Here is a 13,390-nt window from a genome sequence, read left to right as displayed (position 1 = left end):
AGAAAGAGAACACATAGCAGCATAAGCTAACTATCTGTTCTCTTCCAAGTACGATTATTTTCTAGCTTTATTCTTCACCAACGCTAATTGACATAGAACCAAAATTAAGGACGGTTATTTTTGTACCTAGACTTATTCACTTTTTAGAGTAGGTAGTATACGTCCCTAATAGCCCGGTTAAGAAGATAAGAGCCATTAGGAGATTAAACAAATCTTCGTTACTCCAATAAAAATACAAAAATAAAAGAGTAGCGAATAAAAAGAATGATTCAGTTATGATTAGTGCGGTCTTATCCAATCACATTCCAACTTTCTAGTACAAGTAGCTTTATAAGAAGTATTTTATATGGTTACTTTATTTTTCTATGCATAGATTTTTCAGCTGTATAAGCTTGAACATAACGTTTGAGTAAAACAACTCCGTATATGATTGCAACGATAGTAACGACAACTAAAAGTACAAGTGATAATTTAAGTACAATATCTAGATAAGTCATGAAACGGCCTAACCTTAAAGGTGCTGTAACATCCATTGGACTTATTTCCATTGATTTCACCTACTTTCCTATAAAGTAAACTTAAAGAGAAGAAAGCTTTATGTCAAACAAACCGCCTACTGAAATTGACTGTGAAAGTAAAAGTGCTAATTTTTATGATCTACAGTATGATATAAAAAGAATAGAGGTAAACAATGAAAATTAATATAGTACCAATAGAAACCAAAGAAATATTGTCAATGAAAGAACAAAAGATTCTTCACGTCTCTGTATTAAATATAATCTCTTTAGTAAATGGACTAATAGTAGGCAAAGAAATTGTTATGAACCCTATTGAGAAAAATGATGATATAGGCTTTGAAGTATTTCTTTCGGATGAAGTTTCAGAAGAAGAAAAGAAAGCTTTTTGTGAGAGAGTTGTCAGACAAGTTAGTATGTTTTTAAAAATGTCTGAAGTAAGTTACTTAGTTAATATAAGTGAATAGCTACATACAGAAGAGAGATTCTCTTAATTATAATTAAATTTTGAAGCAAACGGGTAAATATAAGCCAGTTCGCTTTTTTTGTATTTATTGGAAAGAATATTCATTGAGACAATTCAAATAGAGAAAGAACTTTTTAAAAAAGGCGGAATATTGTTAAGATATTAAATGTTAATAACGAAAAGAAAATGATTTTTTAAAACCAAAAATACTAAAACACGAACATCAAAAGAGAAATATGAGGATGATTGCCATAATTTTCTAATTTTTCGAATTTTATGGTAATAAAAACTCTAACTTGGAGAAAAGCGCTCTAGTTTACGCTAAGATTCGACATAAGAGGTATACATAAAAATAACTTGAAAACGTTATTAGTATAAAACACGAACATTAATTATTAGAATTTCATATTACATTCGTTTTTATGTTGAAATGTTATTTCTATTTACCTATAATTCATTGTATGCTTACCATAACTTAACAATTGATATACATAGTAGCTAAAATATATGGATTTACCGAAAAAATAACAGTTTTAATTCATGAAAAAGGATGATTTATCAGAATGTCTAAAAAAACCTCCTATTTAATATTAGCACCTGGATTGGTGCTGTTACTTTTCTTTTTGATTCTTCCCCTGATTACTATCATATGGCCGACTTTCTATGAAGGTGGTATTACATTTGATGCGTATCTATTATTTTTCCAAGATTCGTATAACGTGAATATTTTATATCGAACAATCAAAATCTCTCTAATGGTTACCTTTGTCAGTATTATTTTTGGGGTGCCTACAGCGTATTTTATCGCTACTAGCCCAAGAAAATGGCGCGGTTTACTGATGTCTTTAACATTATTTCCGCTACTGACCAATTCTGTTGTTCGAAGCTTTGCTTGGATCAATATTTTAGGAAGAAACGGTATTATTAACAGTTTACTGCTTGCAACTGGAATGATTTCTGAACCCATTACGTTACTATATACAGAATTTGCGATTATTATCGGGTCTTTCTATCTGTTTTTACCTGTAATGATTATCTCGCTTGTAGGTACTTTTGAAAATATCGATACTGAAATTATGGAAGCTGCGGAAACGCTGGGTGCTAATCGTTTGACGGCATTTATAAAAGTGATTTTACCCTTAAGCATTCCGGGAATCATCGTCGGAAGTATTCTCGTTTTCACTGGTACGCTAACAGCTTATACAACACCTCAGTTACTTGGCGGTAACCGAAATATGATGATGTCGACCTTCCTTTATCAAAATGCCATGGCACTTGGCGACTGGCAAAGTGCTAGTGTGATTGCTTTAATCATGATTGTGACTACGATGTTAGTTATGAAAGGATTCAACTTTTTAGCTTCAAGATTGGATAAGCGAGGTGAGGAATATGCGTAAACAAAGAGGTTTATCGATTTTTGTCTTACTCGTTTTTGTATTTCTCTGTTTGCCCTTAATTATTGTTACGGTGACGGCTTTTGGCGAAAATCCAAGTATACAATTTCCAATAGAAGGCTTCACTTTTGAATGGTTCAAAAAAGTGTTTGAAATTAGTTCGTTTATCGACAGCTTTTTCTTGAGTCTACAAATTTCATTTCTTGCGACAATATTGGCGCTAGCAGTTGGAGTTCCTGCGGCTTACGCGTTGGCGCGTTACCGAACACCAAAAACAGCGTGGTTAAAAAGTTTCTTCCTATCGCCTACTGTGATTCCGGGAGTTGTCGTCGGATATGCCTTGTTTCAATTTATTGTAGTTCAACTGAATCTTCCGATCTATCAAGGATTACTACTGGGGCACTTCCTGATCAGCTTACCGTACGTCATACGAGTTGTCGGGTCTAGTCTGGAGCAATTGGATTTTTCTATTGAAGAAGTTGCCTGGACGCTTGGATGCACGAAAGTTAAAGCTTTTATACGCATCGTACTACCGAACATCACATCAGGAATCTTTGCTTCCTTTATGCTCGCATTTATCAATTCATTTAATAACATTCCTGTTTCTCAATTTTTATCTGGACCAGGGGTATCCACTCTACCAACGACATTAATGAATTATATTGAATATAATTACGACCCAACAGTTTCTGCACTGTCTGTGCTTTTGATGTTAGGAACGATTGTACTGATGTATTTAATTGAGAAAACACTAGGGCTAGCGAGTGTGGCTTAAAGTTAAACGACTGGATTTATGATTGTTTGTTTTAGAAGTTGAAGGAGGAAGTAGAAAGGTATGTCATTCGTTGACCTAGAAGATATTCGCGTTTCTTACGACGGGAAAAATAATATATTAAAAGACTTGAATTTATCTATTGAAGAAGGACAGTTAGTTTCATTATTAGGACCATCAGGGTGTGGAAAGACAACAACGTTGCGTGTCATAGCAGGCTTGATTGAACCAAATGACGGAGCATTTAAGGTAGAAGGGGCGAACCTTACAAAAGTACCCGTGCATAAAAGGAATTTTGGAATGGTGTTTCAAAGTTACGCGTTATTTCCGCATTTAACAATCAAAGAAAATGTAGGATTTGGCTTGAAATTACGGAAAGAACCGAAAGATACCATCCATAAAAAAGTTATGGAAATGTTAGAAGTGACGGGGCTTGCGGACTTTGCAGATCGTTATCCTAAACAACTTTCGGGCGGTCAACGTCAGCGTGTTGCCTTAGCTCGAGCATTGGTCATTGAACCGAAATTACTTTTACTGGATGAACCACTTAGTAATTTGGATGCAAAATTAAGAATCAATATGCGCTTGGAAATCAAAAAAATTCAGCAACGCCTAGGGATCACGTCTGTATTTGTCACCCATGATCAGGAAGAATGTTTTTCTATCTCTGATAAAGTAGCGGTTATGAACCAAGGTATTATCGAACAATTTGACTCACCGGAAGTGATTTACAATTATCCTAAAACAGAATTCGTAGCACGCTTTATCGGGTTCGAAAACTTTTTTGATCTGACGCTTGTTGATGATCAGACCTACGCAGCATCAGATGGAAGTCTGTTCAAGACTAAACGTGCTTGGGAATCTGCAAAAAAAGTGGGCACGATTCGACCGGAAGATATTACACTTCTTGAAGAACAGTCAGAACAAACGGTAAACACACTTCCTGGTGAAGTGAAAGTACGCACGTTTTTAGGAAAAAGTTACCAATATGAAGTCGAAACACCGCTTGGAAAAATACTCGTACAAGATAGCCATTCAACTGCTTATGCACCAGGAGATCAGGTATGCCTTTATATACCAGAAGAAAAACTGATTTTGGTTTGACCACACTATTAAACGATAAAAGGGGATATTTAAATGAATAAGAAAATTCAATTATTAGGATTATCATTGATGAGTACAGCGGTTTTGGCTGCTTGTGGTAATAATGCAACAGGTGAAAACAAGCAAGAACTAGTGATTTCGACGTTTGGATTGAGTGAAGACGTCATGGAAGAAGATATCTTCGCACCTTTTGAAGAAGAGCATAACGTTGACATCGTTACGGAAACGGGAACAAGTTCAGAGCGCTATACAAAATTTGCGAGCAATGGCAATACTACGGTGGATATCCTAGATATTTCTCAATCCAATGCTGCAAAAGGATTTGAAGAAGGTCTGTTTGAAGAGTTGGATGCGACAAAAGTACCTAATATGGATAACTTGATCACTAGCGCAAAAGAACTTTCAGCAGATGGTTCGGGCCCGGCTTATACAGTGAACAGTATCGGAATTATTTATAATGAAGAGGCTGCAGGAATGAAGATTGAAGAATGGTCAGACTTATGGGATCCATCTCTAGAAGGTAAAATTTCTGTACCGGACGTTGCAACAACTTTTGGCCCAGCAATGCTCCATGTAGCGAGTGATTATAAAGGTGTGGATATACAAGAAGATGACGGTGAAGCGGCACTTGAAGGAATAGAAGAATTATCTCCTAACATCGTTAAAACGTATAGTAAATCTTCTGACTTAGTCAATATGTTCCAATCTGGTGAAGTTGTGGCTGCTGTAATTGGTGATTTCGCTGTACCGATTATTTCAGGAGCGAATTCAGATGTTCAGTATGTCGTTCCAGAATCAGGAACTTATGGGAATTTCAACACCGTTAATGTAAATGTAAATTCTGAAAACAAAGATTTAGCGTATGAATTTATCAACTGGAGAATCAGTGAAGAATTGCAACAAGTGACAGCGGAATCTCTGAATGAAGCACCAACGAATGCAAATGTTGAGCTGAGCGAAGAAGTAGCTGCAGACAAAACATACGGAGACATTGCAGAACGTACTCAGCCGATTGATTATACGTTTGTAAATGCTCACCTAGAAGACTGGATCAATCAATGGAATAGAACCATCAATCAATAAATTTAACTTCAAAAAAGGCTGGGACATTTGTTCCATCCTTTTTTGTTTTACGGATAGTCGTTAGAATACCTATATAGGAGTGACCGATGAAATGGAAATCGATTTGATCGTTAAACATGCACAAGTTTACAACACTTTTTTGAAAATATTTGAACAGAAAACTGTCGGTATTTTAGAGGGAAAGTTCTTTTATATCGGTCAAAAAGATTTAGAGGGTCTAACAGCCAAGCAAGTGATAGATGCTAAAGGGAAATACATGATTCCAGGGCTGATAGACATTCATATGCATATTGAAAGTTCTATGATGCCACCTTCTATCTTTTCGAAAGCGGGCTTGGCACATGGGGTTACAACAATTGTAGCGGATGCGCATGAGATCGCAAACGTCTTTGGTATGGAAGGTATCCAATCCTTTATGGATGAAAAAACGGAGATGGATATCTTTTATGCCATCCCCTCATCAGTGCCGTCCACAACGAATGTATTGGAAACAACGGGTGGAACAATCGGCTTGAATGAAGTTCGGGAGCTATTGGCTTCTCCACGAATCATTGCATTAGGAGAAGCCATGAACTTTAAAGGCATTGTCAGTGAACCAGATTCCCTCATTCGCCAAATTTTAAAAGAAACGAAGCAAGTGGATCCTTTCATGCCGATTGAAGGACACGTCCCACGGGTGACAGGGATGGATTTAGCTAAATTTCAATTTGCGGGTATTACAGCGGATCATACTCAGCAAACGCCAGAATCGATTTATGAAAAAATCAGTAGCGGGATGTTCATTGAGTTGCAGAGAAAATCGATCAACAAAGAAAATATTGATATAATCAAAAAATATAGTTTTTATGAATATATTGCTTTGGTAACAGACGATATCATTGTGGATGATTTGTTAGAAGGGCATTTAAATACAAATATTAAACTGGCAATGGACTGCGGAATGTCGGTTGAACAAGCGATTTATATCAGTACGTATACACCTGCTAGAAGAATGAGGTTTCAAGACAGAGGCGCTATTGCAGCTGGATTGAAGGCTGATTTTATCTTGCTGGATGATTTAAACAAACTAACCATTTCAGAAGTATACAAAGATGGGCAGCTGAAGCATCAAAAAGGGGATGCTTTTGATTATCCAGAAACGAAACCAGTTTTTCCAGCTCATTTCTATCAATCCATTGAGTGTGAAAAGCTAGAAGCTGAAGATTTAATCATTAAAGTTGAGGGCGAAAAAGCACTATGTAATGTGATGCGCATTCAAGAAAAAGGAACCTTTACAGAACACGTTCAGCGAATGGTGCCGGTTCGAGATGGAATACTGGATTGGGAATCGAGTGGATTAGCATTGATTCTAGTTATGGAACGTTACGGTAAAAATGGAGCGATTGCTTTTGGTTTAGTAGAAAATACCTTAACTGAAAAAGGTGCCATCGCAACAACGTGGGCACATGATCATCATAACTTAATGGTGATGGGCACGTCCGCAATGGATATCTTAAAGGCACAACACAAAGTGCTGGAAATGCAGGGTGGATACGTCGTGACTAGAGAAGGAGAGTTGACTGGGTGTTGTCCGCTTCCTATTGGAGGCATCATTACAGATGCCCCAATTGAAAAGACAGGTAAACAGCTCAAAGAAGTGCGTCAAGCGATGAAAAATTTAGGATACATTAATACAAATGAAATTATGTCTTTTTCTACGTTGTCTTTACCAGTTTCACCAGTCTTGAAAATAACGGATCAAGGCATGTTTGATGTTCGTACGCAAGACCAAATTCCACTGATTGAGGAGATTAAATGAAAACACTCATTAAAAATGTGCATGTGTTAACGATGGATATAGAAAAAAGGGAATATCCCAAAGGTTATATTTTAATAGAAGATAGTGACATTTCTTCTGTTGGGAGTATGGAACATCTTCCCAAAGAAATAGAGGGTACAGAAGTCATCGATGGTCATCAGGCGATTGCTATGCCAGGGATGATTAATACGCATACACATGTCGGGATGATTCCTTTTCGGTCATTAGGAGATGATTATCCGGACCGGTTGCGCCGCTTCCTTTTTCCTTTAGAAAAGGATTGTATGACCGCAGAATTAGCCTATCATAGTGGAAAGTACGCGATTGCAGAAATGCAATTGGCTGGTGTTACAACTTTTATGGATATGTATTATTTTGAAGACGCGATAGCGCAAGCAACCGAAGAAATGGGCTCGCGTGCTATTTTAGGAGAGACCGTGATTGATTTTCCGACTTGTGATACAACGACTGCACATGGCGGACTTGATTATGCACGCTCGTTCATTCCGAAGTGGTTAAACCATGAATTGATCACACCAGCCATTGCACCACATGCACCAAATACGAATAGTCCAGAAGCCTTGCAAGAAGCGGTTAAACTGTCTGAAATGTATCAAGTACCGATTACGATGCATGTTTCAGAAATGGACTATGAGCAGGAGTACTTCCAGAATACTTTTGATCAGACCCCTGTTGAGTTTCTCTCTAGTATTGGTGCATTAACCAACCGACTCATAGCGGCTCATTGTATTCATTTGAACGACAAAGACATTGAGTTACTGAAGAATCATAAAATAAGTGTTGCGCATTGCATCGGGGCAAATACGAAATCAGCAAAAGGTGTAGCGAGAGTAAAAGATTTACTGGAACAAGGGATACCCGTTGGTTTAGGGACAGATGGTCCAAGCAGTGGAAATACCCTTGACTTGTTTACTCAAATGAAGCTGTTTGCGAATTTCCATAAAACGAATCTGAAAGATAGGGGTGCCTTTCCAGCATCCGAGATCGTAGAACTCGCTACGATAGGTGGGGCGAAAGTATTAGGGTTACAAAACAAGGTTGGGTCACTGGAAACTGGTAAAAAAGCAGATATCGTATTAGTGGAAACACAATCCGTTAATATGTTTCCGATATTCGATCCCTATGCGGCATTAGTTTACTCAGCGAATGCAAGTAATGTTCAGGACGTCTTTATTCATGGAAAGAGAAAGATCAAAGATAAACATTTGAATGAACATAATCTGCATACATTACGTCAAAATCTTTTTGAACATATGGAGAATTTTACTGTTAGCGCTAAAGATCGTCTTTAAGGCATAAAAAGGACCCTGCGGCTCACTAAGCTTCGTTGCTTAGTAAGTACAGGGTCTTTTCGTTTGCTACAGATAAATTAGGTTAATTCTGGCCAGAAGCCTTTATTTGCTTCAATCAAGTCATCGAGTAAGGCTTTTGCAACGCCCGCACTTGGAACGGTTTTAGATAAAGTCAGAGCTTGCCATAGTTTTAAATAGCTGCCTTCTATATAGGCTTCAACAACCATTTTTTCTACAGTAACTTGTTGATACATCAACGTTTTTTCAAACTCAGGAATCTTACCTTGTGCAAGTGGCTCTGGTCCATCTACGCCAACAAGACAAGGCACTTCTACCATAGCGTCATCTGGGAAGTTAGCGATAGCGCCGTTATTTTCAACAATCATCAACATTCTTTCATGTGTGTTGAATGCAATGGCACGAGCAAGGTCAACAATAAAAGAGGCATGGCTATCGATATGGAACTCATCACCAGCAGCTGTTCCTTTTTCAGTGATCGTGCGCGCTGCATCAAACACTTCTTTTTCACGGCCATTCATGACTTCGTTAGCACGTGTGTAAGAACAGTCAGAGTGACTCACTTCATCATCTGGATAAAGATAGTATTTCAGATAGGTATTCGGTAAATATCTTGGATTAACAGCGAGCAGGTCTTTTGCTTTTTTGTGCGTTTGTTGCCAACTTGGATCTGTATGTTGTGTTTCTACTTCTACAGATGTTAGATAGCCATTTTCAGCTACGTACTCGCGGATTTGATCAAGATATTCATGACCACTTTTATCTTTGATACTTGTCCACCAGCCAAAGTGGTTTAATCCAAAGTAACGTACTTCTAGTTCGTCTGGTGTTTTACCAACGATTTGGGACATTCTTCTCAGTGTTCCAACGGGCATATCACAAATGTTCAAGACTTTTGAATCAGGGCGCATCACACGACACGCTTCTGCTACAATCGCTGCAGGGTTTGAGTAGTTCAGCATCCAGCAGTCGGGAGAATATTGTTCCATCAGATCAATCAATTCAATCATTCCACCGATACTTCTCAAGCCGTAAGCAATACCACCAGGACCACAGGTTTCTTGCCCGATAACGCCATGATTTAAAGGGATTTTTTCATCTTGTTCACGCATTGCGTATTTCCCGACCCGAATGTGTGCCATACAGAAATCAACATCTGTGAAGGCTTCTTCTGGGTCTGTTGTGAAAGAGAAATCTATATCTGGCGCTTGTTCCTTCATCAAAATAGCAAGAGCTTTTCCTAAGGTTGCTTGTCTTTCCTCATCATTATCGTACAATTTCAATGTACGTAACGGGAAACGATCCAAATTTTCTAATAACATACGAACGATTCCGGGTGTAAACGTGCTTCCTCCACCGGCAATAACGACTGAAAACTTTTTATCCATTTTATTTTTCTCCTCCATGAGTTTTATTTTTATTCTTCTGGGTCACGACCAAGGTACTGTTCAACTGACCTGCGGACGCTATTCACTTGTAAGCCGTATACGACTTGTACATTATGATCTTTTACAATGACACCACTTGCACCTGTATCAGCACGTAGCGTTTGTTCATCCACTAATCCTGGATCTTTCAGAGTGAGCCTTAGTCGGGTATAACAGTTTGTGATGGTATCAATATTATCTGGTCCACCGAGTGCTTGAACAATCAACGGAGCTGAACCAGATTCTTTTTCGGTTTCTCTGTCTCCGACAACCGCATTAACCACTGCACCCGATTTAGCTGTTTGATACTCTTTTTTGGAATAGAGTTTAGTTTCTTGCGTAGCTTCTTCTCGTCCAATCGTCCGGAAATTGAATTTCGTGATTAAGAACCGGAAAAGCAAGTAATACAGAACAAAGTAGAGGACACCAACAAGAATGAATAGTGGCCATCTCGTACGTTCGATACCGAGTGGTAAATTGTATAAAAGGAAATCGATAAAACCGTTTGGTCCGATGGCTCTAACATTCAATAAATTCAGTGTTACCATACTCAAACCACTTAAAACAGAGTGAATAACGAATAGAGCAGGGGCGATAAACATAAAAGAGAATTCAATCGGCTCTGTTACGCCAGCAATAAATGAAGTAAAGACTGCTGGAATTAAAATCGCTTTTGCTTTCGCTTTGTTTTCAGGTTTAGCTGTGTGATACATAGCCAAACAAGCACCGACTAGACCAAACATTTTTGAGATCCCACGAGCATCCCAGATGACACTTTCAGATAGAACACGGATAGATGGATCAGCCATCTCAGCAAAGTAAATATTACGAGCACCTTCAAAAACTTCGCCACCAATTTCAGCGACACCACCAAGTGATGTATATAAGAAAGGTGTGTAAATCAAGTGGTGCAATCCAGTTGGAATGAGTAATCGTTCAAGTGTACCGTATAAGAACAAACCAAAGTTTCCGGTTTGATTGATAAATGTACCAGTAGAGTCAATACCTGATTGAATAACTGGCCAAACGTAACTCATTAAAATAGCAAATATAACTACAATAGGAATGAGAACAATAAATACGAATCTTGATCCACCGTATATTTGAAAGGCGTTGTCAAATTCTTTATCAGCGAACATATTGTGAATAATAGCCGTCACAACACCGAGGATAATACCTAAAAAGACGCCCATATCCAGTACTTGAACACCTAATACCATTGCTTGTCCAGAACCTCTTAATGCTTCAGGATCGACAAGCAGTTCATTGAAGAGTAAAAAGTTATTCATCGCATAAATGAAAACCAAGAAGCCTAGTAGTGCTGTAAATCCAGCTTCTGCTTTCTTCTTATCTGCTAGACCTGTTGCAATCCCCACACAGAAAATTAGTCCAAGGTTTGTCAAGATAGAGACCAAAGACCCTGATAAGACAGTTCCGAATCCCATTGTGATTGGATTATCTAGAAACGGAAATGTTTCAATTAACTGTGCGTTTGTAAAGAGATTCCCAATCGCAATCAGTAAACCTGCAATTGGTAAGATCAATACGGGGATGAACATCGCTTTTGCAAAGCGCTGCATCCCATTCATCAATTTGTCTTTCATTAGTTTTCCTCCAATACGATTTTTTTCATTCTTTTTCAGTTTAGTTCGAAAATGAATAAGAATGACCTTTGTTACGAGTAGTATAACGTGTAAGCGGTTATAGTGTTAGCGTTTTACATATAAAAGAAACGTGTTTCCTGATTGGGAAACACGTTTCATAAAAGGATTAAGTATTTGATTGATTTAGATACTGTTCTACAATGGATTCAAAGGATAAGAGCACGCCAGGAAAAAACAAGTTCGGCAGCATATTACGGTCATCCAACTTATGGAAATCATAAACTTGGATATTCAAATCTGACAATAAACCGATTCGGTTTTCGATTTCTCGAGTAAAAGAAACTGTATAAATATTGGCTTCTTTTGCAGTTTGTAACTTTTGGTAAACTTGTTTTGTTTCACCGGATTTAGACACAACAATCATGGCTCCAATATCCTCTAAATTGTTCTCGAAGACCCCAATGGAGTCAGAACCGCTAGCTAAAATGGCTTTTCTACCGAGTACGAGTAATTTTTTGTAAATATATTCCGCTGTGATCTGTGAAAAACCAGTGGCGTAGATAAAGATGTATTGGTTCTTCAAGAGTAGTACGTTATCAATAAACTGTTGCGTCGTCTCGGCTGAGCAGTTTCGGATAATCGATTTCAAATCGGTACTTAAAATCGTTTCTTCTGAATCGACAGAACTATATTCAGCTTTTTTTATGATCGGTAACAAAGAATAGTACATATCTGTAAAACCTGTATATCCCAATTTCTTAGATAAGCGAATAACGGAGGCAGGGGAGGTGAAAGTCGCTTTGGCCAAAGCTCGGACTCCCATATCTTGGACAGTATCGATATGTTCAATAAAGTACTTGAAAATTTCTTCTTCAAGAGAGGTTAAATGGTTTTCAGCCGTTAATTTATTTAAATCAATCATGGATAAACTCCTCTACTGTTATATTCTACGATTCTGTATGGCTTTACGGACTTTAGTGATAGAGGCTTTTCCTTTTTCTTCTATTTGCATCATAATGCTGACGTAAAGCGCATCTAAAAGACTGAGTTGCGCAATTCTTGAGGAGAGCGCTTCAGAGCGATAGTCTGTTTCTTCGGACAATGTGTGTAAAGCATAATCGACTTGATCATTTAAAGGGGATTGCGTAAAGCTTGTTATCCCAATAGTTGGAACATTATTCTGTTTGAAAATATCTACCAATTCCAGAATATCTTTTGAGTGACCGGTGTGAGAGATCAGAATGGCTACATCTGAAGAGGTCAGCTGTGAGGCAGACATCAATTGCATGTGCGCGTCAATTTGCGCAGAAACGGATAGACCGGTACGAATCAATTTATGATATCCATCTAAAGCAATGACGTTGGATCCACCGAAACCGAACAGTTCTATTCTGTTTGCATGAAGAAGCACATCAATCGCTTGTTTGAACTGTGCTTCGTCTAGAACGGTCAACGTGTCTTCAAGTGTTTTCATATTGGATTCAAACACTTTTCTTATAATGGTACGGGAATCATCATCAACAGATAAATGCTCGTGAATATCTTGAAGCGTCTCTGTTTGTTCAGAAGCTAGGGCAATTTTCATATCTTGAAAGCCGTTATATTGAATTCTTTTACAAAATCGGAAGACCGTCGAATCCGCCAATTGAGTATCCGCGGCAATTTGCGTAATCGTTCCGTGAATAATTTTTTCAGGATGATTTAAAATATAATCAGCCAATCGTTTTTCCTTTTCACTGAAAGAGGCATAAAGTGACCGGATTCTAATTTTACAGCTCTGGGTAGGTGTCATAAATTCTTTAACTCCTTTATGGATTGTATTTCTATTATAAATAGAAACATAAAGAAAGAAAATATTTTTATATTAAACTTGAATAAAATAATATTCTTTTATAT

At 37.8% G+C, this 13,390-nt stretch carries 12 protein-coding genes; 7 read left to right on the top strand and 5 right to left on the bottom strand.

Features of this window, described 5'->3' with window-relative positions:
• Positions 1-350 precede the first annotated feature (350 nt).
• Positions 351-548, bottom strand: a complete 198-nt coding sequence (locus ACFP65_RS03575) for a hypothetical protein (protein WP_379915948.1) — start codon at positions 546-548, stop codon at positions 351-353.
• A 143-nt stretch (positions 549-691) separates the two neighbouring features.
• Between ACFP65_RS03575 and ACFP65_RS03570 the strand changes: the two genes are divergently transcribed.
• From ACFP65_RS03570 to ACFP65_RS03540, 7 genes are all read left to right on the top strand, one after another.
• Positions 692-982: a hypothetical protein gene (locus ACFP65_RS03570; protein ID WP_379915946.1), complete on the top strand. Its 291-nt coding sequence runs from the start codon at positions 692-694 to the stop codon at positions 980-982.
• 562 nt (positions 983-1,544) lie between these two features.
• The gene (locus tag ACFP65_RS03565) at positions 1,545-2,378 is read left to right on the top strand and encodes an ABC transporter permease (RefSeq protein WP_379915944.1); all 834 of its coding nucleotides are present in this window, start codon (positions 1,545-1,547) and stop codon (positions 2,376-2,378) included.
• Positions 2,371-3,150, top strand: a complete 780-nt coding sequence (locus ACFP65_RS03560) for an ABC transporter permease (RefSeq protein ID WP_225743024.1) — start codon at positions 2,371-2,373, stop codon at positions 3,148-3,150. Before ACFP65_RS03565 ends, ACFP65_RS03560 begins: the two co-directional genes overlap by 8 nt.
• Before the next feature lie 60 nt (positions 3,151-3,210).
• Complete coding sequence (locus ACFP65_RS03555; RefSeq protein ID WP_379915942.1) at positions 3,211-4,251, top strand: ABC transporter ATP-binding protein; 1,041 nt, start codon at positions 3,211-3,213, stop codon at positions 4,249-4,251.
• 33 nt (positions 4,252-4,284) lie between these two features.
• Positions 4,285-5,334: an ABC transporter substrate-binding protein gene (locus tag ACFP65_RS03550; protein ID WP_379915940.1), complete on the top strand. Its 1,050-nt coding sequence runs from the start codon at positions 4,285-4,287 to the stop codon at positions 5,332-5,334.
• Positions 5,335-5,425: 91 nt separating this feature from the next.
• Positions 5,426-7,132: an adenine deaminase C-terminal domain-containing protein gene (locus ACFP65_RS03545; protein ID WP_379915938.1), complete on the top strand. Its 1,707-nt coding sequence runs from the start codon at positions 5,426-5,428 to the stop codon at positions 7,130-7,132.
• Entirely contained in the window at positions 7,129-8,445 is a 1,317-nt protein-coding gene (locus ACFP65_RS03540) for an amidohydrolase (protein WP_379915936.1), read from the top strand. The genes ACFP65_RS03545 and ACFP65_RS03540 overlap by 4 nt, the downstream gene beginning before the upstream one ends.
• Before the next feature lie 77 nt (positions 8,446-8,522).
• Here ACFP65_RS03540 and ACFP65_RS03535 read toward each other — a convergent pair whose 3' ends face one another.
• The 4 genes from ACFP65_RS03535 to ACFP65_RS03520 all read right to left on the bottom strand — a co-directional run bounded on the left by ACFP65_RS03535 (position 8,523) and on the right by ACFP65_RS03520 (position 13,286).
• Positions 8,523-9,851, bottom strand: coding sequence for a 6-phospho-alpha-glucosidase (locus tag ACFP65_RS03535; RefSeq protein WP_379915934.1), 1,329 nt, complete (start codon positions 9,849-9,851; stop codon positions 8,523-8,525).
• A 29-nt stretch (positions 9,852-9,880) separates the two neighbouring features.
• Positions 9,881-11,494: a PTS transporter subunit EIIC gene (locus tag ACFP65_RS03530; protein ID WP_379915932.1), complete on the bottom strand. Its 1,614-nt coding sequence runs from the start codon at positions 11,492-11,494 to the stop codon at positions 9,881-9,883.
• Between the two features lie 166 nt (positions 11,495-11,660).
• On the bottom strand, positions 11,661-12,416 hold the full coding sequence (locus ACFP65_RS03525; RefSeq protein ID WP_379915930.1) for a MurR/RpiR family transcriptional regulator: 756 nt from the start codon (positions 12,414-12,416) through the stop codon (positions 11,661-11,663).
• 18 nt (positions 12,417-12,434) lie between these two features.
• Positions 12,435-13,286, bottom strand: a complete 852-nt coding sequence (locus ACFP65_RS03520) for a MurR/RpiR family transcriptional regulator (RefSeq protein WP_379915928.1) — start codon at positions 13,284-13,286, stop codon at positions 12,435-12,437.
• Between the last annotated feature and the right edge of the window lie 104 nt (positions 13,287-13,390).

The sequence above is a fragment of the Marinilactibacillus sp. GCM10026970 genome, from assembly GCF_042660675.1.
GTDB lineage: Bacteria > Bacillota > Bacilli > Lactobacillales > Carnobacteriaceae_A > Marinilactibacillus.
Note: the sequence above shows the minus strand (reverse complement) of the source record. Positions and strands in the feature narration are given on the sequence as shown.